Source organism: Synechococcus sp. CCY9201, assembly GCF_034931105.1.
Classification (GTDB): domain Bacteria; phylum Cyanobacteriota; class Cyanobacteriia; order PCC-6307; family Cyanobiaceae; genus CBW1002.
Window position 1 is genome coordinate 1 of sequence record NZ_JAYGIC010000034.1, and the last position, 24,848, is coordinate 24,848.

23 protein-coding genes and 1 pseudogene are annotated in these 24,848 nt (G+C 67.7%); 10 read left to right on the forward strand and 14 right to left on the reverse strand.

The annotated features are described in order from the left end of the window. Window positions 1-418 (forward strand): polyphenol oxidase family protein (locus VB716_RS03825; RefSeq protein ID WP_323269780.1); only part of this gene is annotated, 418 nt, incomplete at its 5' end. 3 nt (window positions 419-421) lie between these two features. On the opposite strand, the gene VB716_RS03830 is transcribed toward VB716_RS03825, so the two are convergent. Continuing rightward, on the reverse strand, window positions 422-2,173 hold the full coding sequence (locus tag VB716_RS03830) for an NAD(P)/FAD-dependent oxidoreductase (protein WP_197156635.1): 1,752 nt from the start codon (window positions 2,171-2,173) through the stop codon (window positions 422-424). A 137-nt stretch (window positions 2,174-2,310) separates the two neighbouring features. Here VB716_RS03830 and VB716_RS03835 point away from each other — a divergent pair, with 137 nt between their 5' ends. From VB716_RS03835 to VB716_RS03845, 3 genes are read left to right on the forward strand one after another with little or no spacing between them, the layout of a single operon-like run. After that, complete coding sequence (locus VB716_RS03835) at window positions 2,311-2,451, forward strand: hypothetical protein (protein WP_197156636.1); 141 nt, start codon at window positions 2,311-2,313, stop codon at window positions 2,449-2,451. Window positions 2,452-2,480: 29 nt separating this feature from the next. Next, entirely contained in the window at window positions 2,481-3,317 is an 837-nt protein-coding gene (locus tag VB716_RS03840; protein WP_322758486.1) for an MBL fold metallo-hydrolase, read from the forward strand. 11 nt (window positions 3,318-3,328) lie between these two features. Then, window positions 3,329-4,360, forward strand: coding sequence for a mechanosensitive ion channel family protein (locus tag VB716_RS03845; RefSeq protein ID WP_322758485.1), 1,032 nt, complete (start codon window positions 3,329-3,331; stop codon window positions 4,358-4,360). 46 nt (window positions 4,361-4,406) lie between these two features. Here VB716_RS03845 and VB716_RS03850 read toward each other — a convergent pair. Together VB716_RS03850 and ppsA are read right to left on the reverse strand one after the other, a co-directional pair. After that, window positions 4,407-5,882, reverse strand: a pseudogene (locus VB716_RS03850) (bifunctional metallophosphatase/5'-nucleotidase); the annotation flags it as partial. Between the two features lie 32 nt (window positions 5,883-5,914). Further along, window positions 5,915-8,386, reverse strand: coding sequence for a phosphoenolpyruvate synthase (ppsA, locus tag VB716_RS03855; protein ID WP_322758484.1), 2,472 nt, complete (start codon window positions 8,384-8,386; stop codon window positions 5,915-5,917). A gap of 131 nt (window positions 8,387-8,517) precedes the next feature. Here ppsA and VB716_RS03860 point away from each other — a divergent pair, with 131 nt between their 5' ends. After that, window positions 8,518-9,282, forward strand: coding sequence for a Tic22 family protein (locus VB716_RS03860; RefSeq protein WP_197156640.1), 765 nt, complete (start codon window positions 8,518-8,520; stop codon window positions 9,280-9,282). 43 nt (window positions 9,283-9,325) lie between these two features. Here the strand turns inward: VB716_RS03860 and VB716_RS03865 are convergent, their stop codons facing one another. The 5 genes from VB716_RS03865 to hemH form a co-directional block, all read right to left on the reverse strand. After that, the gene (locus VB716_RS03865) at window positions 9,326-9,556 is read right to left on the reverse strand and encodes a GIVxVP protein (protein WP_197156641.1); all 231 of its coding nucleotides are present in this window, start codon (window positions 9,554-9,556) and stop codon (window positions 9,326-9,328) included. A 39-nt stretch (window positions 9,557-9,595) separates the two neighbouring features. After that, window positions 9,596-9,967 (reverse strand): nuclease, encoded by a 372-nt coding sequence (locus tag VB716_RS03870; RefSeq protein ID WP_322758483.1) that lies wholly within the window; start codon window positions 9,965-9,967, stop codon window positions 9,596-9,598. Between the two features lie 95 nt (window positions 9,968-10,062). Beyond that, on the reverse strand, window positions 10,063-11,835 hold the full coding sequence (gene ilvB / locus VB716_RS03875; RefSeq protein WP_231605676.1) for a biosynthetic-type acetolactate synthase large subunit: 1,773 nt from the start codon (window positions 11,833-11,835) through the stop codon (window positions 10,063-10,065). A gap of 203 nt (window positions 11,836-12,038) precedes the next feature. Next, window positions 12,039-12,599, reverse strand: coding sequence for a M23 family metallopeptidase (locus tag VB716_RS03880; RefSeq protein ID WP_197170528.1), 561 nt, complete (start codon window positions 12,597-12,599; stop codon window positions 12,039-12,041). Window positions 12,600-12,648: 49 nt separating this feature from the next. After that, window positions 12,649-13,902 carry a ferrochelatase gene (hemH, locus tag VB716_RS03885; RefSeq protein ID WP_323249462.1) on the reverse strand — a complete coding sequence of 418 codons (1,254 nt, stop codon included), beginning with the start codon at window positions 13,900-13,902 and terminating at the stop codon, window positions 12,649-12,651. Window positions 13,903-14,057: 155 nt separating this feature from the next. Here hemH and VB716_RS03890 point away from each other — a divergent pair, with 155 nt between their 5' ends. Then, window positions 14,058-15,428 carry a site-specific integrase gene (locus tag VB716_RS03890; protein ID WP_416223888.1) on the forward strand — a complete coding sequence of 457 codons (1,371 nt, stop codon included), beginning with the start codon at window positions 14,058-14,060 and terminating at the stop codon, window positions 15,426-15,428. Window positions 15,429-15,516: 88 nt separating this feature from the next. Beyond that, a complete protein-coding gene (gene cobO / locus VB716_RS03895) occupies window positions 15,517-16,212 on the forward strand; it encodes a cob(I)yrinic acid a,c-diamide adenosyltransferase (RefSeq protein WP_197170529.1) in 696 nt (231 codons plus the stop codon). A 25-nt stretch (window positions 16,213-16,237) separates the two neighbouring features. On the opposite strand, the gene VB716_RS03900 is transcribed toward cobO, so the two are convergent. Next, complete coding sequence (locus VB716_RS03900; RefSeq protein WP_197156651.1) at window positions 16,238-16,423, reverse strand: hypothetical protein; 186 nt, start codon at window positions 16,421-16,423, stop codon at window positions 16,238-16,240. Between the two features lie 122 nt (window positions 16,424-16,545). Between VB716_RS03900 and pyrH the strand changes: the two genes are divergently transcribed. From pyrH to VB716_RS03915, 3 genes are all read left to right on the forward strand, one after another. Further along, window positions 16,546-17,259, forward strand: coding sequence for a UMP kinase (gene pyrH / locus VB716_RS03905; RefSeq protein ID WP_322758481.1), 714 nt, complete (start codon window positions 16,546-16,548; stop codon window positions 17,257-17,259). Window positions 17,260-17,348: 89 nt separating this feature from the next. Continuing rightward, a complete protein-coding gene (gene frr / locus VB716_RS03910; protein ID WP_197156655.1) occupies window positions 17,349-17,888 on the forward strand; it encodes a ribosome recycling factor in 540 nt (179 codons plus the stop codon). Window positions 17,889-17,899: 11 nt separating this feature from the next. Next, window positions 17,900-19,057, forward strand: coding sequence for a geranylgeranyl reductase family protein (locus VB716_RS03915; RefSeq protein ID WP_197156657.1), 1,158 nt, complete (start codon window positions 17,900-17,902; stop codon window positions 19,055-19,057). A gap of 99 nt (window positions 19,058-19,156) precedes the next feature. Here VB716_RS03915 and VB716_RS03920 read toward each other — a convergent pair whose 3' ends face one another. The 5 genes from VB716_RS03920 to VB716_RS03940 all read right to left on the reverse strand — a co-directional run bounded on the left by VB716_RS03920 (window position 19,157) and on the right by VB716_RS03940 (window position 24,779). Next, a complete protein-coding gene (locus VB716_RS03920) occupies window positions 19,157-19,534 on the reverse strand; it encodes a Crp/Fnr family transcriptional regulator (RefSeq protein WP_322758480.1) in 378 nt (125 codons plus the stop codon). Window positions 19,535-19,641: 107 nt separating this feature from the next. Then, window positions 19,642-20,811 carry a transaldolase gene (locus VB716_RS03925; RefSeq protein WP_197156661.1) on the reverse strand — a complete coding sequence of 390 codons (1,170 nt, stop codon included), beginning with the start codon at window positions 20,809-20,811 and terminating at the stop codon, window positions 19,642-19,644. Between the two features lie 100 nt (window positions 20,812-20,911). Continuing rightward, on the reverse strand, window positions 20,912-22,723 hold the full coding sequence (locus tag VB716_RS03930; RefSeq protein ID WP_197156663.1) for a peptidoglycan D,D-transpeptidase FtsI family protein: 1,812 nt from the start codon (window positions 22,721-22,723) through the stop codon (window positions 20,912-20,914). 40 nt (window positions 22,724-22,763) lie between these two features. Beyond that, window positions 22,764-23,060 (reverse strand): hypothetical protein, encoded by a 297-nt coding sequence (locus VB716_RS03935; RefSeq protein ID WP_322758479.1) that lies wholly within the window; start codon window positions 23,058-23,060, stop codon window positions 22,764-22,766. 246 nt (window positions 23,061-23,306) lie between these two features. Beyond that, the gene (locus VB716_RS03940; protein ID WP_322758478.1) at window positions 23,307-24,779 is read right to left on the reverse strand and encodes a CPBP family intramembrane glutamic endopeptidase; all 1,473 of its coding nucleotides are present in this window, start codon (window positions 24,777-24,779) and stop codon (window positions 23,307-23,309) included. Window positions 24,780-24,848 lie beyond the last annotated feature (69 nt).

A 24,848-nucleotide genomic window follows, 5' to 3' on the forward strand; every position in this document is an offset into this window, starting at 1 on the left:
GCGCGGGGTGGCGGGCCGGATCGTGCCAGCGGCGATCGAGGCCCTGGAGCGCAACGGCAGCCGCCGCCAGGACCTGCGGGCGGCCCTCGGACCGGCCATCAGTGGGCCCCGGTATCAGGTGGACCAGGCCGTGGTCACGGCGGTGGCCCGCAGCCTCGAGCCTTCACCAGGGTTGGCGGACGCCAGCCTGATCGAGAGCCTGCGGCACTCCGGCGCCCTGCTGGAGGATCCCGAGCCAGGGCGCCATCGCCTCGACATCCGCGCTGCCACGGTGCAGCAACTGGAGCGGGAAGGGATCGCCAGGGAGCGAATCGCGGTCTGCCCGCTCTGCACCGCCAGCGAAGTGGATCTGCTCCATTCCTGGCGCCGCGATCAGGTGAAGGCGGTGCAGTGGAGCGGCATCGTGGCGCAGGGCTGAGGATCAGTCGCTGTCCGGCGGACCCGACAACCGGGAGAGGGCCACCGCCTCGGCCACCTGAATGCCGTCGATCGCGGCCGAGAGGATGCCGCCCGCATAGCCCGCCCCTTCCCCGGCCGGATAGAGCCCCGGCGTGTTGAGGCTCTCGCGGCTGAGCGGATCGCGAGGAATGCGCAGCGGCGAGGACGTGCGGGTCTCGACGCCCGTGAGCAGGGCGCCGGCCATCGTGTAGCCGGGCAGGCGCCGCTCAAAGGCGGGCAGCGCCTCCCGCAAGGCATCCAGCACCACCGGCGGCAGACAGGACTCGAGCGATCCCAGCCGCACGCCGGGCAGATAGGACGCCGCCACCGACGGCGGGGAGGCGCTGGGATCGCCAGGCCCCGTCTGCTGCGGCGCCGCATGGCTGGTCTGTCCCGCCAGGAAATCCCCGACCCACTGGGCCGGCGCCCGGTAGTCGCCGCCACCGGCCCTGAAGGCCCGCTCCTCCCAGTGACGCTGGAAGGCCACCCCGGCCAGGGGATCGTCGGGGCTTGTGCCATAGGGAGCCAGATCCGCCGGCTCCACGGTCACCACCAGGCCGCTGTTGGCATTGCGCTCATTGCGGGAATGCTGGCTCATGCCATTGGTCACCACGCACCCCGGTTCGGAGGTGGCCCCCACCACCAGCCCCCCCGGACACATGCAGAAGCTGTAGACGCTGCGGCCCGTGGTGGTGGGCCCGGCGCAGTGATGCACCAGCTTGTACTCCGCCGGCCCCAGCCGAGGATGGCCGGCAGCCTCCCCCCAGCGGGCCCGATCGATCAGGGGCTGGGGATGTTCGATCCGCAGGCCGATCGCGAAGGGCTTGGGGGCCATCACCACCCCCTGCCGATGCAGGGCGGCGAAGGTGTCGCGGGCGCTGTGGCCCAGAGCCAGCACCACCTGATCGGCGGCGATCGTCTCGCCACCGGCCAGCCGCACCCCCCGCACCCGCCGATCGGCCCCCTCCAGCAGCAGCTCCTCCACCCGCGCCTCGAAGCGCACCTCACCGCCCAGCGCTTCGATCCGGGCCCGCAGGCCGCGCACCACCGTGGCCAGCTTGAAGGTGCCGATGTGGGGGTGGTGCAGGGTGAGGATCTCGGGGTTGGCGCCGGCGGCCACCAGCTCCTCGAGCACCTTGCGCACATAGGCCTGCGGTTCACTCACCTGGCTGTAGAGCTTGCCGTCGGAAAAGGTGCCGGCTCCGCCTTCGCCGAACTGGGCATTCGACTCCGGATCGAAGGGACGCTGCCCCCGCCAGAAGCCGAAGGTGTCGGCCGTGCGCTGCTTCACCGGCCGACCGCGCTCGAGCAGCAGCGGCCGCAGACCCATCTGGGCCAGCAGCAGAGCCGCGAAGTAGCCGCAGGGACCGGCTCCCACCACCAGCGGGCGCCGGCCCAGTGCCGATGCCTCAGGAGCCGCCGCGCCGGAGTCTGATCGCTCCGCCCGCAGCGGCTCCAGCGGGAAGCGATAGGTGGTGTCAGGGGTGGGGCGCAGATGGGGATCGCCACGAAACCGCTGCAGCAGCCGTTGTTCGGCCCGCGCATCCAGGTCCAGGACCAGATCAAGGCTGTAGACCAGCGCAATCGCGGAGCGGCGCCGGGCATCGACACTGCGCTTCACCAGTCGGTGCTGCAGCAGCTGCCCGGGCGGAATCCGCAGGCGCCGGCAAATCGCGAGCTGCAGATCGGCCTCACTGTGATCCAGCGGCAGCTTCAGCTCACTCAGGCGCAGCACGGCTGGAGATTCACGGGCCTGCCCTCTTGTAGGCCAGCGCAGGGTCGCTGTTGCAATGCAGCAGCAGCAGCAGCAGCACACCTCAATCAATGCAAGGGTGGAAGGGCTGATCGAGCCCAACGGCTACGGATTCCGCCATGGGTCTCACCCACTGCCCCCTCTGCGTTGCCCTGGCGGTGCTTTCAGCCCTCCGGGGCGGCGCTCACGCCCTGCTGGTCTGGAGACTCTGGATCGCGGCGCCCCATCCCCAGCCTCCTCTGCGGCTGCAACGGGTCTAGGGTCCGGCCCTTCGCCGCGCCCCAACCCGATGACCCTGCATGCCACCTATTTCGGCGCCAACGGCTGGCTGCTGGAGTTCGAGGGGCTGCGGGTGCTGGTCGATCCCTGGCTCACCGGCCCCCTGCGCTTTCCCCCCGGCGACTGGTTCTTCCGCGGCGAACTGCCCCACCCCTGGCCCGTGCCGGAGGGTCTGGATCTGCTCCTGCTCACCCAGGGCCTCCCCGACCACTGCCATCCGGCCTCCCTGTCGCTGCTGGATCGCCAGCTGCCGGTGGTGGGCTCCAGCAGTGCCGCCGCCAGGGCCCGGGCCCTGGGTTTCACGCGGGTGACGGCCGTCAGCCCGGGTCAGGAGCACAGCCATGGCCCCCTGCAGATCCAGGCCACGGCCGGGGCACCGGTGCCCCAGGTGGAGAACGGCTACCGCCTGGTGCATCCCGCCGGGTCCATCTACCTGGAGCCCCACGGCTTTCTGGCCACGGATCCCGCCACAGCGCCCCGGGGCCCGGTGGATGTGGCGATCACACCGGTGGTGGATCTGGGCCTCCCCCTGGCCGGAGCCTTCGTGAAGGGCGCCCAGGTGCTGCCCCAGCTGCTGGAGCGGCTGCAACCGGCGGTGGTGCTGGCCAGCACCGCCGGCGGCGACGTGCGCTTCCAGGGCTGGCTCAGCCAGATCCTCTGGCAGAAAGGCTCCACCGAGCAGGCCGCCGCCGTCGTAGGCGCCGCGACGGTGAGCGCCACGACCGCGAGCGGAGGGAGCTCGAGCGGCTCCATGGGCGAGACAGGCCCAGAGCGTTGCCGGCTCATTGATCCCGTGCCCGGCGAACGGTATGTGCTGTCGGGCTGCGCAACCACAACGCCGGTCTGAGGGTTCAAGCCGTGCCAACCTCCGGCTGGTGGAGCGACCCCCTGGTGGCCAAGCTGGCCACGGCGCTGCTGGGCGTCGGCGCATTGATCCTGTTGGTGCGGCTCACCCAGGGCTCCCTGATCCGCCGGCTCGACGACCCCGACAGCCGCTACTACGGCCGCAAGCTTGTGAGCCTGAGCGGCTATGCCGTGGGCATCGTCTTTCTGTCCCTGGTCTTCAAGGACCGACTGGGGGGGCTCACGGTGGCGATCGGTGTGGCCAGCGCCGGCATTGCCTTCGCGCTGCAGGAAGTGATCGGCAGCGTGGCCGGCTGGATCGCCATCTCCTTCGGTGGCTTCTACAAACCGGGGGATCGGGTGCAGCTGGGCGGCATCAAAGGCGATGTGATCGACATCGGGATCCTGCGCACCACTTTGATGGAACTGGGGGAATGGGTGGCCTCCGACCTCTACACCGGCCGGATCGTGCGGATCGCCAACAGCTTTGTATTCAAGGCACCCGTGTTCAACTATTCCGGCGACTTTCCCTTCCTCTGGGATGAGATCCGCCTGCCCGTGAAATACGGCAGCGATCACAACGAAGCCCGCCACCTGCTCGAGCAGGTGGGTGCCGAAGTGGCCGGCGACGCTATCACCACCTCAGCCCGGGTCGCCTGGAGCGTGATGGTGCATAAATACCTGCTGGAGAACGCCACCCTCGAACCCCAGGTGACCCTGGTGCTGACCGACAACTGGATGGAATTCACGCTCCGCTATCTGGTCGACGTGAAACGCCGCCGTTCCACCAAGGACCACCTCTACACCCAGCTGCTGGATGCGGTGAACCGGCCGGACAGCCGCGTGCAGCTCGCCTCCACCACCGTGCAGCTGGTGGACGCACCGCCCCTGGACATCCGCATCAGCCAGCCGCAGGCTGGTCAGCGCCCGGAGGGTGCTGCCGCAGCCAGCGAATCACGGCCTGGCGCAGATCTCCGGCCGGAGCAATCACGTCCACCCCGGCGGCCCCCTGGCGCAGAAAGCCCAGATTCACCTCCTGGCCGGTGAGCAGGAAATCGGGCAGCACAACCCTGTAACGCCGGCCTGGCTCGAGCGGCTCGCCATCGAGCCGCCAGCGGCCATCGGTCCCCAACGCGGCGCCATCCACCTGCAGATAGCCGCCGCTGCCACGGTTGGTCATCCCCACCTCCAGCACCCGCTGCAGCAGCGCCCCCTCGAGGTCGACGCTGCTCAGACCACCGCCGAAGGGCAGTGCCCGGATCACCTCCATCTCCCGGATCGGGCCAGGGGGCAGCACGTCATCGAGGCGGATCGCGCCGGCATTGAGAATCGCCGCCGCACTGGCGGGATCGGCGGCGCGTATGGCAGCCGTGATCAGGCGGGTGAGGGTGGTGGAGCCGGAACGCACCGGGGCGTCGCGGCCATCGAGCAACACGCCGCTGATGCCGATCACCCGTTCGGGCTCCAGCCCCTGGCGGCGGAAGGCCGCCTCAGCCTTCTGAAGCCAGTGTTCGGCCTGCCGCGCCACGGCCGGATCGCTTGGCCACCGCCCATCAACCGGCAGCAGACTGGACTGGATCTCCAGACAGCGGCTGACCGTGTCGTAGGCCAGGGTGTGGAGCCACACCGTGCGGGCATTGGCATCCGCCTTGGCGATGGGCACTCCGGCTGGCCGGCATCCCGGAGGAGAAGGTGCCCGGGCAGCGGCGGCGGTCCCACCAGCGGCGGTCAGCTCAGCGGCCGAACCCTGAACAGCAGGGTTGCGGAAGCGCAGCTGCAGCAGATTCTCGTGCTCATGGCCGCCGAGGATCAGATCGATCGGCGCCGCCGAGCTGGCCAGCTGCTGATCCTGGGCCAGGGCCTGGTGGGTGAGAGCCACGACAACGTCGGCCCCGTGCTGCCGCAGGCGCTGGGCCTGGGCGATGGCGCTGGCGACGGCATCGCTGTAACGCACATAGGCCGCCGGGTTGCTGGGCAGGGTCACCCCCAGCAACCCGAGGCGCAGGGATGCGCCACCGGACCCACGCAGCTCGATCAGCCGTTGACGCACCACTGAAGGGAAGGGGCGACCAGCCGTGTCGTTGACATTGCTCGAGATCCAGCCGAAACGAGCCTCCCGCAGACGGTCACGAAAAGGCCCCTCAGCCAGGTCGAATTCGTGGTTGCCGAAGGTGGCCTGATCCAGCCCGATCGCGTTCAACACCGCCACCATCTGGCGACCATCAAGGCGGCGACCCTCCACCACCGCAGTGCCCACGGCCGAGGGACTGAGGAAATCGCCCGCCATCAGCACCAGGGTGCGGGGATTGCGGGCCCGCAACTGCCGCACCAACCCTGCCACCTGGGCCAGGTCGCCGCCGCCACCGGGAATCGGCGTGATCTCGTAGACGTCGTTGAGCTGCACCAGCTGCAGCTCGATCCGCTCGGCCCGCGCCATCGCTGGAGCGAACACCTCCAGCAGCAGGGCCCCGGCCGCCAGCAGCCCTCCAATGGCCTGCAGGCCTGCAGCGGATCGCCAGGGGGGAGACAGGCGGATCTGGCGGGCAGCCAGCGGCGGGTTGGTCGCCATGATGGCTCGAAGGTGCTGGGAACTTTCCTTGGTCAGGACGGTGCCTCAGCAGACAGGGCCCCTGCAGCAGCCTCCTCCAACTGGCGTTCCATCTCCGCCACCCGGATGCGGGTGGCGATCACGGCATCGGGATTGAGGCTGATCGAATCAATGCCCTCGGCCACCAGGAACCGGGCGAATTCGGGGTAATCGCTCGGGGCCTGACCGCAGATGCCGATCTTGCGGCCGCAGCGCCGGGCGGTCTGGATCGCCAGGCGGATCATCGCCATCACGGCGGGATGGCGCTCGTCGAACAGATCGGCCACCAGGGCGGAATCGCGATCCAGGCCCAGGGTGAGCTGGGTGAGGTCGTTGGAGCCGATCGAGAAGCCATCAAACCGCTCGGCGAAGGCCTCGGCGGCGATCACATTGCTGGGCAGTTCGCACATCACATACACCTGCAGGCCCGCCTCGCCGCGCACCAGGCCCGACCGGGCCATTTCCGCCAGCACCCGATCCCCCTCCTCCGGTGTGCGGCAGAAGGGGATCATCGGAATCACGTTGGTGAGGCCCATCCCCTCGCGCACCGCCTTGAGGGCCGTGCACTCCAGGGCAAAGGCCTCACGGAACACGGGGCTGCAGTAGCGGGAGGCGCCGCGCCAGCCCAGCATCGGGTTCTCCTCCACGGGCTCGAAGGCCGCGCCCCCCAGCAGACGCGCGTATTCATTGCTCTTGAAATCGGAGAAGCGCAGGATCACCGGCCTCGGGAAGAAGGCGGCCGCGATCCGCCCCATGCCCTGGGCCAGCAGATCGACGTAGTAATCGGCCGGATGGGCGTAGCCGCGCGTCAGCCGGGCAATCGCCTCCTGCTCGACCGGGTCACTCACCTGATCCGGCTGCAGCAGGGCCAGGGGATGGACCTTGATGTGATTGGCGATGATGAATTCGAGCCGGGCCAGGCCAACGCCGTCGCAGGGAATCGCCGCCAGGTTGAAGGCCTCCTCGGGGTTGCCCACGTTCATCAGGATCGCGGTGCCGGTGGCCGGCAGATGCCCAAGGGCCTGCTCCTCCACGTGGAAGGGCAGGGTGCCGCGGTAGACGTGTCCCACATCCCCCTCACAGCAGCTGATCGTGATTGCCTCCCCATCGGCGATGCGGGTTGTGCCATCCCCGGTTCCCACGATCGCCGTGATCCCCATCTCCCGGGCGATGATCGCCGCGTGGCAGGTGCGGCCCCCCTGGTCGGTCACCACGCCGCTGGCCCGCTTCAGGATCGGTTCCCAGTCGGGGTCGGTGCGCTCGGTCACCAGCAGATCCCCCTGCTCGAAACGATCGATCTCGGAGGGATCACGGATGACCCGGGCCCGGCCGCTGCTCACGGAGGAGCCGATCGCCCGACCGCGGCAGATCTGCTCAGCGTCATGGGGCGTCAGATGCCAGCTGCGCAGCACCGCCTCCTGACGGTGGGACTGCACGGTTTCCGGTCGGGCCTGCAGGATGAACAGCTCGCCGCTGAGGCCGTCCTTGGCCCATTCGATGTCCATCGGCGTGGGAGTACCGCGCTGCTCGCTGTAGTGGCGCTCGATCACCACCGCCCAGCGGCTCAGGGTCAGCACCTCGGCATCGGTGAGGGCAAAGCGATCCCGCTCGGCTTCGGGCACATCCACATTGCGCACCGGAACATCGCCATCGCCATAGACCATCCGGATCGCCTTGCTGCCGAGCCGCTTGCTCAGGATCGGCGCGAAACCCTGCTCCAGGGTGGGCTTGAAGATCAGGTACTCGTCTGGATTGACGGCCCCCTGCACCACGTTCTCGCCGAGGCCATAGGCGGCGGTGAGCAGCACCGCGTCCTTGAAGCCGGTCTCGGTGTCGATGCTGAACATCACCCCCGAGCAGGCCAGATCGGAGCGCACCATCCGCTGCACGCCGATCGAGAGGGCCACCTCCAGGTGATCGAAGCCATTGAGCTGGCGGTAGGAGATCGCCCGATCGGTGAACAGGGACGCGTAGCAGTGGCGGCAGGCCTCCAGCAGGGCCGCCTCCCCCTCGATGTGGAGATAGGTCTCCTGCTGCCCGGCGAAGCTGGCGTCCGGCAGGTCTTCGGCGGTGGCACTGGAGCGCACGGCCACGGCCACCGGAGCCGCTGCCGCAGCCCCCACCCCGGCCCGCCCAGTCCCAGCGGTCAGGGCCCGGTAGGCCGTTGCAATCGCCTCGCACAGATCTTGCGGCAGGGTGGCTGCCAGCAGCAGCTGCCGCGCCGCCTGACCGGCGGCCTGCAGCGCCTGCAGGTCGTTGGCGTCAAGCCCCCCCAGCAGCGCGGCCAGAGGAGCGGTGAGTCCGTTGGAAGCCAGAACGTGGCGGTAGGCCGCGGCGGTGATCGCGAAGCCGCCCGGCACCTTCACCCCGCGGGGGCCCAGCTGGCGGATCATTTCACCAAGGGATGCGTTCTTGCCTCCCACCTGAGCAATCGCATCGATGCCCACCTGATCGAAGGGCACCACCAGACTGTCGGAACGCTTCATCCGCGGCCACGGGCTGCTGACGCAACTCTGACCATGGATCCACGCCGGTGGTCATGACCGTTACCGTCCAGTGGCATGGGGGTTGCCCGGGCCGCCGTGCTTAGGGTGATTCTTTGCACTGGCCGGCCGTCATGACCATCGATCGCCCCAGGCTGCGCCCATTGGTGCGACGCCGCTTTGCCGGTCTGGCCCTGGGCCTTCAGACCGCCCTGATCGCAGCAACGGGTGGCCTGGCTCTGACGGCCCCGATCCCGGCCCAGGCCATCCCCGAATCCGAAGCGGTGAAGAAGCTGGCGGTGGTGCCGGTATTCATCCTCACCAACGAGAAGGGGGCACCTCTGCCGATCCCGCGGGACAAGACCCTGATCCTGCCGATGTATCTGGAGCGGGCCAAAGCCGAGCAGGCTCTGGCGGATTTCACCAAGGCCAATCCCTCGATCAAGGCGCGGGTGGTTCCCCTGCCCATGAATGTGGCCAATGAAAAGGTCACTGCCCTGAGCAAGGAAGTGAAGGATGGTCGCACCCTGATCGCACCGGTGATCCCTGCCGACGCCGATCGGAACCAGGCCGTTCAGATTCTCAAGCAGCAGGGCTTGGCCGAGAAGGAAATCAACGAGGGGCTCAGCATCCCGGTGTTCTTCACCAAGCCATTCCTCACGGTGAACACACCGCAGGGACCCCGTGGTGTGTTCTTCCTCAGTTATGCAGATCTGCAGAAGGCCCTGGCGGAGGTGCCCGACCGGGCGAAGCTCCAAGTACAGGCCGCTGACATGACCGCTGTCATGCGCGAGATCATCAAGGCCAAGGACGACTCCTACGTCTTCTTTCCGACCCGCGAATACTTCAGGTTGGTTGAAGAGCAGAAGCGCAACGCCGCAGCGCCAGGCAGCAAGTGACGCCCACGGTCTTCTCCCTCAGGGAGAGGATTCTGGAGACCCTTCAGGCATTGGGGCGGTTGGGGGTTTCCTGAGTCTTCTCCGTTTCTGGAGACTGCTCCGGCAAGAGCTGGGCCAGCAGCCCGGCTCCGATCAACACCCCGCCCAGGCTGAGGGCTAAGCCGCGGTTTGCCGCCGCAGGCCCATCCAGCCAGATTCCTGTCGCCAGAAAGGCTCCGCCCAGCAGCAGGGTGGGAACAAGCACGATGCCCTTGGCGGTGCGGTTCAGGCTCATGGATGTCTAGATCTGAAGGTCTGGTCCCACGCGCAAGTTTCAGACCGGACAGCCCGCAGGGGCGGAAGAGGCCGGCTCAGCCAGACCAGCAGCCATCAGACCGGTTTCAAGATAGTCGGAGGAGTCGATGCGGCGCACCCTTGCCTGCAAGCGACCTTGCTCCTGTCCAAGGGGGCGGAGATTCACAGCTGTTCTGCGGGGCAGTTGCTGCCGCAACCAGGCCTGAGCGGCCTCCTGCTGCTCTGGCTGCACATGGATACAGGCCATCTCGACCTCATAGTTGCGATTGCCGTCACCCACCTGAAGCAATGTGCCGTTGCGGACCTGCAGCACATCGGCGGCCCCTGCAATGGGCACCCCGACGGTGAGGAGGCTCGCCATCAGCAGGCCGAGGCCGACCAGGCGAGTCACTATCCCCAGGAGAAGATCCTGGCGGCGAGCGGAGCCGGAGCCTGAAGCCTGCGCTCTGTGAGCAGGGCAGGCCGTAGGCAGCAGCAGCACGATGTTCAGAGCTTGGCTCCGCAGCTGGGGCAGTAGAGGTGGGCGCTGGAGGTGCTGGATCCGCAGGCGTTGCAGTGACGGGTGGTATCGATGGCCAGTTCGGGATGGCTGGGCAGACCCACCATCTGGGCATTGCTGGCGCCGGGGGGAACCATCGGGTAGCAGTTCTCATTTCGCCGCACCCGAACATCGATAAAAGCGGGGCCTGGATGGGCCAGGGCTTCGCGCAACTTCAGGTGAAGCTGTTCTCGCTCCTTGATCAGCACGCCGCGAACACCAAAGGACTCGGCCAGGGTGACGAAGTCCGGCATGCCGCCGGTCATCTCGGAGGAAGAGTAACGCTCGTCATAGAAGCTCTCCTGCCACTGGCGCACCATGCCCTGCCAGCCATTGTTGATCACCACCACCTTCACCGGCAGGTCGTACTGGCTGATCGTGCCGAGCTCCTGGATGTTCATCAGGATGCTGGCGTCGCCAGCCACACAGATCACCTGCGCCTGCGGGAAGGCGGTCTGAACGCCCATGGCAGCGGGCATGCCGAAGCCCATGGTGCCCAGGCCAGCGGAGCTGATCCAGTGGCGCGGGCCGTTGTGGAGGAACTGGGCCGCCCACATCTGATGCTGGCCCACATCGGTGGTGACGTAGGCCTCGGGCGCCAGGTCCCGCAGGGCCACCATCACCTCCTGAGGAGCGATCTCGCCCTCGGGGGCCGGCACCACCAGGGGGTAGTGGTGCTTCCAGGTGTCGATTCTCTCCAGCCAGACCTGGGTGCGACCGGCCGAATCGTCGCCGCTGGACGCCGCCAGCAGGGCCTGCAGGGCCTGCTTCACATCCGCCACCACCGGCACCTCGGGTACTCGGTTCTTGCCCACCTCGGCGGCATCGATATCGATGTGAATCACCTGGGCCCGGGGGGCGAAGCTGTCGAGTCGGCCGGTGACGCGGTCGTCGAAGCGGGCCCCGACGGCGATCAGCAGATCGCACTCGGTCACCGCAAAGTTGGCGTAGGCGGTGCCGTGCATGCCGAGCATGCCCACCGCCAGGGGATGGGTCTCATCGAAGGCACCCTTGCCCATCAAGGTGGTGGTGACAGGCAGCCGGAAGCGCTCGGCCAGCTGATGGACCGCCGCATGGGCGCCGCTGCTGATCGCGCCACCACCCACGTAGAGCAGGGGCCGGCGGGCCTGGCGGATCAGATCGAGGGCGGCGCGGATCGCCTCAGGCCTGGGCGCCGGTGGCAGCTGGTAGCCGGCCGGCTTCACCGAACCGGGCTCCACCGGCACATAGTCGAACTCCTCAACGCCCACATCCTTGGGCACATCGATCAACACGGGCCCGGGCCGACCGGTGGCGGCGATCAGGAAGGCCTCGGCGACGATCCGGCCGATGTCGGCGGGGTCGCGCACCACCCAGGAGTGCTTCACGATCGGCAGCGTGATGCCGAAGATGTCGGTTTCCTGGAAGGCGTCTGTACCGATCGCGGCGCGGGGAACCTGGCCGGTGATCACCACCATCGGCACCGAATCCATCTGGGCCGTGGCGATGCCGGTCACCAGGTTGGTGGCGCCGGGGCCGGAGGTGCCGAAACAGACCCCGACTCTGCCGGTGGCGCGGGCGTAGGCATCGGCGGCGTGGGTGCCGCCCTGCTCGTGCCGCACCAGGATGTGTTTCAGCCAGCCGCGGGCTTCCGCCTTGTGCAGCTCGTCATAGATGGGCAGGATCGCGCCGCCCGGATAGCCGAAGATATGGTCGACACCATGGCGCCTGAGGGCATCCATCAGGGCATAGGCCCCTGTGACCCGCAGCGGCGTCGATGCGGCTACCGGCGCTAGCTCCTGAGCAGGCTGCCCAGCGGAGGACGGGGTGACCGCGGCCTGGGCCGCCGGAGTAAGGGGCGTGAGCGTCACGGCTGCAGCAGGCCAGGCTTCTGGCCATTCTGATGGACTGGCTCAACCTTAAGCGTCGGGACTGGAGTTGGGGATCAGCGCGCCGCTTGGGCCGCCTGGCTGCGGCGCCGGCTCTCGGCCATGGCCCTGAGGATCAGGGCAGGATCGAGCCAGCGACCCTGATGGCGGATGCCCCAGTGCAGATGGGGACCTGTGGTGCGGCCACTCATGCCCACATGGCCGATCAGCTGGCCGGTTCGGACCGCCTGGCCTGACCTCAGCTGCACAGGACCGCTGCGGTAGATGCCGCCGGATCCGGATCCGGCCAGGTGGCAATAGATGTGTTCATAGGCACCGGAGCGGATCACCAGGCCCACACCGCAGGCGCCATCGTGGATCACATCAGTTACTACGCCGCCCCACCAGCTGTGGATCCCTGAGCCCATCGGTGCGGCGATGTCGAGGCCGTAGTGGGGCTCGCTCCAGCCGCCGGAGCGCACCCGCAGGCCGAAATGGCTGGTGTAGCCCGAAAAACTGGCCACAGGGAAGGCTCCCTGCTGCCAGCGGGTGCGGTTGCTGGCCCCCGCCGGACGATCCACCGCCGCGTTGATCCACAGGCCTGCCAGCAGAGCACCGCTGAGCCCACGGCGAGCCATGACGGGCCACCGCCAGGAACCGGCTGCGGCGCGGAAGCGGAACAACTGCTTAGAGGAGACCAATGGCATGGAGGGGACCCCGACCACTGAGCAACTCCAGCAGGAACGCGGAAAATCCCACCATGGCCAGCCGGCCGTTCCACACCTCCGAGCTGTTGTTCCACCCCCAGGCCCACTTGTCCTGCGGATAGAGCTTCACGGTGGTGGAGAGGGCCGCCGCCTGATCGAGGTTCACCTCGGGGCCTGCCATCGACTGCTGCACCAGATCCGCCAGACCCGAGATGAAGGTGGGATCGATATCCAGGGCCGGAACCCTGCGGAAGTTGGTGATGCCCGATTCGGTGGCGATCTCGCGATATTCGATATCGATTTCCTCAAGGGTTTCGATGTGCTCACTCACGAAGCTGATCGGCACCACCACCAGGTCTTTGACCCCCTGCTCCCCCAGCTCATGCAGGGCTTCATCGGTGTAGGGCTTCAGCCATTCCACCGGGCCGACCCGGCTCTGGTAGGCCAAGGTGAAGTGATTGCGGTGGCCCAGCCGCTCCGCCAGGCGATCCATGATCAGGGCCGCGCAGGCCTCGATTTCCTGCTGGTAGGGATCACCGGCCTCCTCGACATAGCTCTTCGGAACACCATGGGCACTGAAGAACACATGGGCGCTGGCGGGATCGGGGCAGGCCGCCACCTGCCGTTCAATCAGGCCGGCCATGGCATTCACGTAGCCGGGGTGGTCGTAATAGCTGCGGATGCAGCGGATCGGCAGGTGGGCGAAATCCGGATCGCTCTGGCGCAGACGCTGCAGCTCGCGGAAGCTGGAGCCACTGGTGCTGATCGAGAAGTGTGGATAGAGGGGCAACACCACGACTTCGTGGATGCCATCGGCCTTCATATCCGACACGGCGGATTCGGTGAAGGGATGCCAGTAGCGCATCGCCACGTAGGTGGTGGCCTCCAGGCCCCGCTGGCGCAGCACGCTCTGCAGCTCGCGGGCCTGCTGTTCGGTGATGCGGCGCAGGGGGGAACCACCGCCGATCGAGCGGTAGGCCTCCCGGGATTTGCCACTGCGCAGGGTGCTGATCAGCCAGGCCAGGGGCTTCTGCAGCGCCGGCGTCGGCAGGCGGATGATCTCCGGATCGGCAAAAAGGTTGTAGAGGAATGGCCCCACATCCTGGATCCGCTCCGGTCCGCCCAGGTTGAGCAGAACCACGCCCACCTTGCCGCGCCCCTCGGCACAGCCGCCCTCCTGTCTGGTGCCTGCGCCCGTGCTGGTCTCGACCGGGCTGCTGTCGACCTGAGTCATGCCCGGCGAAAAGCGGCGAAAGACGAGGTCGAGCGTAACGCTGTCCCTTTGCCCCTGGTGTCGCGGCAGTCGGATCGGTAAGTTCAGCGCCCGCCACCGCAGGATCAACCGTGGATCCCGCCCTTCAGGAGCGCATCCTCCGCCGGAACGCCCTGATGGCCAGCAGCGGCATCGCCCTGCGGCTGGAGGCCCGCGGCCAGCGGCTCGGCCTGCGGGGGCCGCTGCCCTGCCGCAACGGCGACGGAATGCGGGTGCAGCGGATCAGCCTCGGTCTGCCCTTGAGCGAGGCGGGACTGGAGGAGGCCGAGCAGCAGTTGCGGCAGGTGGTGCAGGAGCTGCAACACCAGCGGTTCCGCTGGGATGACTGGAGCCGCGCCGGTAGGGATCGCCCCAGCCAGGCAGCCCCATTGAGATCCGTCAAAACCGGAGCCAAGCCCAGCGTGCGGTCGATCGGCAGTAGCCAGGCAACCGCCGCTGCCACCGGTACGACCACGACATCCAGGCGCCGCGCCACGGCGCGGCAGGAGAGCGCACGGCTCCGCCGACAAAGCCAGTCCCAGCTCAGCAGCGCCAACAGCCGCACCATCGCCAGCCGGATCACCGCACCGACCACCACAGCGACGATCGGGGGGATGGGAGCCCTGATCGATGACTTCGAAACGGCCTTCTTCAGCGATCCGAAGCGGCGGCGCAATCCCGCCGGCAGTCGCACCACCTGGAGCAGCGCCTACCAGCCCTACCTACGGCGTCTGGCGGTCCAGTGCAGCAGCGACGGAGCTTCATCAGGCCGCCGGTGCGTTCTGGATGCGGCCCTGCTCGAGCAGGTGCTGGACAGCTACGCCCCCACCAGCCGCAGCCGCCAGCAGTGCGGCACCGCCCTGGCCGCCCTGGCGCGCCACCTGGACCTGGACCTGCCGGCGGACTGGACCGAGCGCGCCGCCGGCTACGGCCTCCACACCGCCCAGTTCCGCCATCTCCCCAGTGACGCGCAGGTGCAGCAGTGGGTCGAGCGGATTCCCAATCCCGGCTGGCGCCTGGCCTACGGACTGATGGCCACCTACGGGCTGCGCAACCACGAAGTGTTCTTCTGCGATCTCTCGGCCCTGGCCCCCGGCGGTGATCGGGTGCTGCGGGTCCTGCCCACCAGCAAGACCGGCGAGCACCAGGTTTGGCCCTTCCAGCCCGACTGGGTGGAGCGCTTCGGGCTGGAACGGCTCGTGCTCGAGCCGGAGGCCCTGCCGAAGGTGTGCACCGACCTCCGCCGCACCACTCTGCAGCAGGTGGGTCGGCGAGTGGCCGAGCAGTTCCGCCGCTATGACCTGCCGCTCACCCCTTACGACCTGCGCCATGCCTGGGCGGTGCGCACGATCCACATCGGCCTGCCGGACACGGTGGCGGCGCGGATGATGGGCCACTCGGTGGCGATCCACACCCGCACCTATCACCACTGGATCACCCGGCGCGATCAGCAGCAGGCGGTGGATGCGGCCCTGGCCCGCAGCCGCTACGGCCAGCAGGCCGCCTGATTCAGCGCGCCTGATCCAGACCACCTGATTCAGACCGCCGCCGCCTTCCGCCAGAGTGGGCCCAGTCCTGCGGTCCCACGACCAGCGCATGAGCGATCCGGCAGCCTCCTCGACGACGCCCGATGCGAACAGCCTCGATCAGGTGGCCGCCGAGCTGGGTCCAGGCGGCGACCTGGCCCCCGAAGCCGACCAGGAGTCCTACCGCCGCCGCATGGCCCGCCGCCAGGAAGTGCAGCGGCAGCGCGTCGGAGAGCGCAACCTCGAAAAGGGCCTGGTGCTGGTGTTCACCGGCGACGGCAAGGGCAAGACCACCGCAGCGCTGGGGCTGGTGCTGCGCACCCTCGGCCACGGCGAGCAGGTGGCGGTGGTGCAGTTCATCAAGGGCGGCTGGCAGCCTGGCGAGGCCAAGGCACTGCAGCTGTTCGGCGAGGCCCTGGCCTGGCACGCCCTGGGAGAGGGCTTCACCTGGGAGACCCAGGACCGGGAGCGCGACCGTCAACTGGTGCAACAGGCGTGGCAGCGCTCCCTCTCCTACCTGGCGGACGGGGGGCGCAAGCTGGTGGTGCTGGATGAGGTGAACGTGGCTCTCAAGCTGGGTTACCTCTCGATCGAGCAGGTGATCGAGGGCCTGGCCCAGCGCCCGCCCCTCACCCACGTGGCCCTGACGGGCCGGGGGGCGCCGCCAGCCTTGCTGGAACGGGCCGATCTGGTCACGGAGATGAAGCTGGTCCGCCACCCCTTCCGCGAGCAGGGGGTGAAGGCCCAGGCGGGCATCGAATTCTGAGCCTGTTTCCGTCGGGTGACCGAGGTCAGCCCAGGTCCCGCTGCAGCGGCGTCAGAGCATGCAGCAGCACTGACAGACCGCTGACCAGCACAGCACGATGCACCTCCGGTTCACTCCAGAAACCCGGCTGGTCGTTGCCCCGCTCCAGGGCTGAGAGAGTGAGCCGGGCCAGCACGGCGCTGGAGCGCGGTGCCTGGGGATCGCTGGCCATCGGGCACGGGGCGAAGGACGGAGCCGAGGACCTCTGGGGCCGCATGGAACCAGCACCACCCTCAAGCCTTCCTTGGATCGGGGTTGGCATGGTTGCTACGGTGCGGGCGATTGTGGATGTCGATGGCCTACAAGCGCGTCCTCCTGAAGCTCAGCGGCGAGGCGCTGATGGGCGACCAGGGTTATGGCATCGATCCCGCCATCGTTCAGTCGATCGCCAGGGATGTGGCCGAGGTGGTGGCCAGCGGCACGGAGCTGGCCATCGTGGTGGGCGGCGGCAACATCTTCCGGGGCCTTAAAGGTTCCGCCGCCGGCATGGACCGGGCCACCGCCGACTACGTGGGCATGCTCGCCACCGTGATGAATGCCATCACCCTGCAGGATGGCCTCGAGCAGGCCGGCATCCCGACCCGGGTGCAGAGCGCCATTTCGATGCAGGAGGTGGCGGAGCCCTACATCCGTCGCCGTGCCATCCGACACCTCGAAAAGGGCCGGGTGGTGATCTTCGGGGCCGGCTGCGGCAATCCCTTCTTCACCACCGACACCACCGCCGCCCTGCGAGCCGCTGAAATCAATGCCGATGTGGTGTTCAAAGCCACCAAGGTTGACGGCGTCTACGACAAGGATCCGGCCAAGCACCCTGACGCGGTGCGCTACGACACGCTCACCTTCATGGACGTGCTCAGCGGCGAACTGGAAGTGATGGACAGCACCGCGATCGCGCTGTGCAAGGACAATGCCATCCCGATCGTGGTGTTTGACCTGTTTGGTGCGGGCAACATCGGGCGGGCCGTTTCAGGCCAGTCGATCGGAACCCGTATCGTTCCCTCGCGTTGACCACTGTTGTGCTGAGCATCACCGTGCGCTGAGCACCGTGGCGTGACCTTCGCGCCGTTTCGACTGCATCCCTTCTGCGTCATCCCGTCATGGATCTCGAAGCCAGCATGCGCAAGTCGGTGGAAGCCACCCAGCGCACCTTCAACACCATCCGCACCGGTCGGGCCAACCCCTCCCTGCTCGACAAGATCAGTGTGGAGTACTACGGCGCTGAAACTCCGCTGAAATCGCTCGCCACGATCACCACCCCCGATTCACAGACGATCCAGATCCAGCCCTTCGACAGCGGCTCGATCAGCCTGATCGAAAAGGCGATCGCCATGAGCGATCTGGGGCTAACCCCCAACAACGACGGCAAATCGATCCGCATCAACATCCCACCCCTGACCGAGGATCGGCGCAAGGAATTCTGCAAGCTCGCCTCAAAATACGCCGAGGAGGGCAAGGTGGCCTTGCGCAACATCCGCCGCGATGGCATTGACCGGATCAAGAAACTGGAGAAGGAGGGAGAGTTCTCTGAGGATCAGAGCCGAGACGAGCAGGAGAAGGTGCAGAAGCTCACCGACCGCTTCATCAGCGAACTGGAGAAGCATCTGACCACCAAGGAAGCTGAGATCCTCAAGGTCTGAGGGCTGATCCTTTGACGCGTGATGCCGAGGTGATCGTGCTGGGGGCTGGCGCCGCCGGCGCCGCTGCTGCCTTCCATCTCAGCCACGCCGGCCGCCGGGTGCTGCTGTTGGAGCGCCAGAGCTGGCCGCGGCCCAAGGCCTGTGGCGGCGGCATGGCCGCATCGGTGCAGCGCTGGTTCCCCTTCGATCTCAGCCCGGCGGTGGACCGGGTGATCCGCCGGGTGCGCTTCACCTGGAATCTGGAGGATCCTGTCACGGCCGAGCTCCCCGGAGAGGCGCCGTTCTGGATCGTGCGCCGCCAGCGGCTTGATCAATATCTGGTCGAGCAGGCGGTGGCGGCGGGCTGCAGCCTGGAGAGCCGCTGGAGCGCGAGCGACGTGAGCCGCCATGACTCCCTCTGGCAGGTGCGCAGTGACGACGGCCGCCTGGTACGGGCAAACGCCCTGGTGATTGCCGATGGCTCCACCTCCGCCTTCAGCGCACCGCTGGGGCTGGGCCCGGCCCGGCCCCGCTTTGCCACCACCCTGGCCGCCGAGGTGGATCGAACCACCCAAACCCCGGCAGGCGAAGCCAGCGCCCATGACGATGACACCGCCCATTTCGAGTTCGGCCTGGTGCACCACGGCTTCTGCTGGGCCTTCCCCCGCCAGGGGGGCATGAGCCTGGGGGTGGGTACCTTCATCGGCCGGGACCCGGCCGACCATGCGGCCGTGCTGGAGCGGATGCTGCCCAGCCTCGGCTATGCGGCCACGGCCGGTGAGCGCCGTGGCGCTCCCCTGCGCGTCTGGGACGGCCACCACCGCCTGCATGGCGATGGAGTGATCGCCGTGGGCGATGCCGCCTCACTCTGCGATCCATTCCTGGCGGAAGGGCTGCGACCGGCCCTGATGAGCGGCAGCAGCGGCGCCGCCTGCCTGGAGCGCTGGTTGGCGGGAGACACCAAGGCTCTCGGGGCCTACACCAGCCAGATGCGAGCCGACTGGGGCGAGTCGATGGCCTGGGGCCGGCGGATCGCCCAGGTGTTTTACCGCTTCCCGCGGGTGGGCTATCAGCTGGGGATCAAACGCCCTACCGCGCCGCAGCGCATCGCCCAGATCCTTTCAGGATCGATGGGCTACGGCGACATCGCCCAACGGGTGATCCGCAGGTTGCTGCTGCAACAGGGCTGAAACAGAGCTGACCCGGCGCAGCACATCCGAAGGCACTTGAGAGCCTCTGGCGTACAGCCTCGACAGCGCCAGGCTCCATGGCCGGGCCGGCTGGCGTGATCAGGGCTTGATGCAGTCTTTGAGGTGCCGCAGCCGCTGATCGATCGAGCCGAGCAGCTCAATGGCGAACATGGGAGATTCCTGCACCGCAAACAGGAACTTCTCCCGGTTCATCACCAGCAGCCTGCAGGGACTGAGGGCACGGGCATTGCCATAGCGGCGGTGGTCGTGGGTGACGAGCGCGCCGGCCCCGAACACATCACCGGCCTCGATCTGCTCGTGGCCGGTGTCCCCATTCCAGCTGAGCTGGACCGTGCCCTCCAGAACGCCGAACATGCAGTCGCCGGATTCGCCGGAGCGGAAGATCAGCTCACCCTGGGGAACGGAGACCACCTCGCCGGTGCTGGCCAGGGCGCGCATCGTATCCAGGGCGTTCACAGAAAGCAGGGAGAAGTGACTCCACAGTGTCGCCGATGCCGGGCCCGATCGGGTTAACGGTGCCTCAAGGCCGGCGACTGGAGACGCGGCAGGAGTGACTCACTCCCTCAACGACTCAGGGCCAGCGCGGCTCCCAGACCGCCGCGCACATCCTCAGGGGCGAGCCGGCCATCGCTGTCGGTGTCGAGGGCATCAAACACCGCATCGCTGCCGAGCCACTCCTCACGGGTGATGCAGCCATCGCCATCAAGATCGTTGAGCAGGAAAATCTCCTGCACCGCATGGGTGAAGGCAGCTCCGCCCTCCAGCACCGCCAGTCGGTGGGCCAGCTGGGCCTCCAGAGTTTCGATCGCCTTGGAGAAACCGCGGATGCCCTCATCGAGCTTCTCGGAGGCCATGGGATCCTCCGCCAGCATGGCGCGGAACCCCGCCTCATCCAGGCTGATGCGCGGCTCACTCGGCGCCGGATCGCTGCCGTTGAGCTTGCGGGGCAGCTCTGCCTCGGTGCTGCGCAACTGATCCAGCAGGGCCGGTGAGATCGTCAGCAGATCACACCCCGCCAGCTCAAGAATCTCGTCCAGGTTGCGGAAGCTGGCTCCCATCACCTCGGTGCGGTAGCCGTAGGTCTTGAAGTAATTGAAGATCCGTGTCACCGACACCACGCCGGGATCCTCGGCACCGGGGTAGTGATCGCGACCGGTTGATTTCTTGTACCAATCCAGGATGCGCCCCACGAAGGGAGAGATCAACGTGACGCCGGCTTCAGCCGCTGCCACAGCCTGGGCAAAGCCGAACAGCAGCGTGAGATTGCAGTGGATGCCGTCCTTCTCCAGCCGCTCAGCAGCCTGGATGCCCTCCCAGGTGGAGGCGATCTTGATCAGCACCCGTTCGCGACCAATCCCCGCCTGCTCGTAGAGACCGATCAGTTTGTGGGCCTTGGCCACCGTGGCCTCGGTGTCGTAGCTGAGGCGGGCATCCACCTCGGTGGAGACACGACCAGGCACGATCTGCAGAATCTCCTTGCCGAAGGTGACGCAGATCTCGTCGAGGGCTTCGTTCACCACCTCCTCGGCCGGAGCCTCCGCGCCGATCACTGCCCGCGATTCCTGCAGCGAGCGGTCGATCAGGTTCTGGTAGGTGGGAATCTGGGCCGCCGCCAGGATCAACGACGGGTTGGTGGTGGCATCCCGCGGTGTGAACTGTCGAATCGCATCGATGTCGCCGGTGTCGGCGACCACCACCGTCATGGCGGCGAGTTGATCCAGGAGATTGGCCATCGGATATCGTCCGCTCCCTGAAGGCTAGCCAGACCCCTAGCAGCGGCCTGAGCCACTTGTGGGAATGGCCACAGGCCTGATCAGCCCGATCCCACGGACCTCAGGCGGCGGGCCTGGCAGTGGCCGCGGCGGCGGCGGCCGGCTTGCTGGGGGGGATCTTCTCCAGCACCAGCAGGGCCTCCATGATCTGGCGCGACACCGGCAGGGCCACGGTGGAGCCATAGGCGTTAGCGCCCTGGGGTTCATCCACCACCACCAGGACGGCAAAGCGGGGATCCTCGATGGGCAGCACCGCGACAAAACTGCAGATCCGGGCGCCCGGGATGTAGACGCCATTGCGGGCCTTCTGGGCCGTGCCCGTCTTGCCACCGATGCGATAGGCGGCGAGCTTGGCGCCCTTGCCGCTGCCCTTCTCCACCACCGATTCCATCCAACCCAGCACGACCTTGGTCACAGCCGGATCCAGGAGTTGGACGCCGGAGCGCGACGCCGGGCTGGCCAAGGCATCACCGGAACGAAGTCCCCGGGTGATGTGGGGACTCACCAGCCGGCCACCATTGGCCAGCATGGCGTGCATCTGCAGCAGCTTCAGGGGCGTCAGCGAGAACCCCTGACCGAAGGACGCCACAGCCGGTTCGATCGGATGGGAGACGAACTGCTGGCGATCCTTGAGCTGGCCGGCCACCGCACCAGGCAGGTCGGTGTCTGGCACCGCATCGATGCCGAGCGTATGCAGCCAGTGCCAGAAGCGATCACGCTTCACCAGGGCCATGGCATTGACCATCCCCACGTTGCTCGACACCTGCAGCACGGTGGGGAAATCGATCACCCCGTTGGCCCGCTTGTCGTGATTGAAGATCGGCCAGCCGCCAATCGTGAGGGAGCCGCTGTCGTTGACCCGTCCGTTGGGATCGATCGCCTTCTCCTGCAGGGCCAGGGCCAGGTTGATCGGCTTGAACGTGGAACCCGGTTCATAAAGATCCTGCACCGACCACTCGCGGAACAGACCGGGGTTGAACTTCCAGAATTTGTTGGGGTCATACGTCGGCGTGGACGCAAGGGCCAGCAGCTCTCCGTTGCGCACATCCATCACCAGGGCCACCCCCCGCTTCGCCTTCCACTGCTTGACCTGCTTGCTGAGGGCCTGCTGGGCCACCTGTTGCAGGCGGGCATCAAGGGTCAGCTGAAGGCGCAGATCGTCGCCGTAGAGCACGCCAGCCTGCAGACCCTCCGGCAGGGGGGTGCCATCGGCGCCGCGTCGCATGCGCAGCACCGCCTCATGGCGCTTGAGATCCCGGTCGCGGCTCTGCTCCAGGCCGGCCTGCGGCACCCGCTCCAGGTTGAGGAAGCCCACCACATTGGCGAACAAGGAACCCTGGGGATAGAGCCGCTGTGGATAGGCCTCGAGATCCAGGCCGCTGATGCCCAGTTCCCGGACCCGCTCGGCCGTGTCAGGGTCGAGATCGGTGGCCAGCTTGACTCCGCTGCGGCGGCCACCGATACGGTCTTCCAGGCTGGCCGGAGGCACGGCCAGCACTGGAGCCAGGCGCTCGATCACGTCGGCTGGGGGCCTCAGCTTCTGGGGATCGTCACCCGGGAGGTTGAAGTACCGGGGATGGGCCCAGAGGGTGTAGCGCTCCTCATCCAGGGCCACCAGACGTCCGGTGCGATCCACGATGGTGCGGCGCTTGCCGATCGGCACCTGGGAATGGGTCTGGATAGCCCGGGCCTTGGCCTGCAGCCGGGGCGAATCGACCACCTGCAGCCAGGCCAGTCGTGCCGCCAGACCAGTGAGGCCAACAGCCAGGATCAGATAGACGGACAGCAACCGGCCTGGGGAGATCGGATGCAGATCAACCACCCGACCCGGGGGGCGGCGACGGGGGCGGAGATCGGTCGAGGATGCCGCCATGGGAGGGATCGACGCTGCAGAGACCGGTGAGCCGGAACGTTCAGTAACCAGACGGGATGCGATCGATCTGGATACTGGCCAAGAGTGGCAGGCCCCGTCGTCCAGCCTCTGCCTGGGGAGCTGGCAGATAGACCAGTTTCTCACTGCTGGTGGGTTCGACAAGGCCTGGAGTCCTGGCCACACCGAGATGATGCTGTTCCAGCACAGCAGTGGCTTCCTGGAGGCGATGCTCCAGCACCTGAGAGGTCTCCAGTTCCTGATAGCTACGGGCCCAGTGGGCCTGCCAGTAGAGAGTGAGGGCACTCAGGCCGAGCATGGCCACACCCAGACCGAGCAAGGCTCCGTCACTCGCACGGTGAAGGCCCGCCAGCCAAGGGGAGCGGCGTGCGATCCGGGTCGGAGACATTGATCCCTGGATCAGCTCCAGAGATCGCCGGATCGGGGCTCGCCGGAGGGGTTTGGGGGAGGAGGGGGAGGCGAGCAAAGCCTGGATGGAATCTGCGCAAGTGAACCATTGAACAGGGGCACTCGCAAGCTGTGGCGGCGCCATCCGCAAATCGGCACAGCACAGCCCGCTCCAGGCTCAGCCCCCAAGCAACAGCAGGTTGGAGAAGGTGAGGGCATTCCAGAGGCCATGCATCAGGACGCAGGCCCCGAGCCGGCCGCTGCGCAACCGCAGCCAGCCCAGCCCCAGACCCAGCACAAACAAGGGCGCCAGCTCGCCCAGGCTGAGGTGGGCCAGGGCGAAGAGGGCCGCACTGCCGAGCACGCCTCCCGTACCACCGAGACGCCGCGCCAGGACCGGCAGCAGCACGCCTCGGAACAGGGTCTCCTCGAACAGAGGTGCCAGCACCATGGCCGTCGCGGCAAAACAGAGCAGCGCCGCAGAGTTGCCGCTGGTGAGCACCAGCTCCAGCAGAGGATTGCTGCCGCTTGGATCACTCCAGATCCACTGCAGGATCCAGCCGGTCAGGGCCACCACCGGCAACACCATCACCAGGTGGGAGGCGGCCCAGCGGAGGCTGAGGCTGAGCGGCCGCCAGCGCCACTGCAACCAGCCACCCTCCGGTACAGGTCCCAACCCAGCCAACAGGACAGCGAGCAGGGTCAGGGGGGCGGCCATCAGCCCCAGATAGAGCCCGAGCACCTGCAGCCCCTGGCCCAAAGCCAGGTCCACCCCGAGTGCGGCCACTGCGGAGCTGAGCAGCGGGCCGAGCAGCAGCGGGGTGAGCACTTCACCCAGCAGCACGAAACCACCGGCGATCAGCAGGGTCACATCCACACCGGAGAGGGTGGGGCCCTGCAAGGGGGGAAGGGGCGCCTGGCGACCACGCCAGGCCAGCCACAGCTGCCGCACCAGCAGGGCCAGTCCGAGCAGCAACAGCAGAGCGGGCAGCAGGTTGATGCCGACCAGCCGCCAGAGGGCTCCACGGGCAGGGCCCGCCTCCAGGCATCGCAGCGGCCGATCCTCGGCATCAGCGCTGAGCTGCTCGCAGCCCAGGCGCCGCAACAGCGGCGAGGGTGACCACGGCTCCAGCAGAGTGGCGATCAGGTCGTCGGGCGTCAGGGCGGCCAGCAGGGCGGGATCAGCGACCGCCAGAGCCGAAGGGCTGGCCGCCGGTTCCTCACCGGGCCGGGAGGGGGAGGGAGACCCCAGCAGGGCATCGAGCAGGGGGCGCCGGGAGGGGGGAAGCTCGGCGGTTGCGCGTAAATCCTGCAGCAACGCCCGGGCCTGGGCGTCGTCGCCGCGGCCACGCTCAAGCAGGGCCCACTGCAGCCGCAGCGGCGGAGCGGTCAGTCCAGCCGTGTCGCCATCGAGGCGTTGCAACTCCCTCCGCAACGCTTCCAGCGGATCGGCCCCCACCAGCAGGGGCTGCAACGGAGCGGGAACCGCCGGCGCCGCCAGAGCAGCCAGCTCCAGCTGGCGCAGATCGAGGGCGGTGGCCACCGACGGCCGCTGCAGGCTGTCGAGCAGGCCGTTGAACCAGACCAGGGCACTCAGAGCCAGGCTGAGGAACGCCAGGGCGGGCTTCCAGGTTGCGGAGGACGGAGCCATGCAGTGCGCCGGTGGCCCTGGGATTCTGGTCTGCAGGGGCCGCACACCCCCCGCGACCTGGCTCCCGAC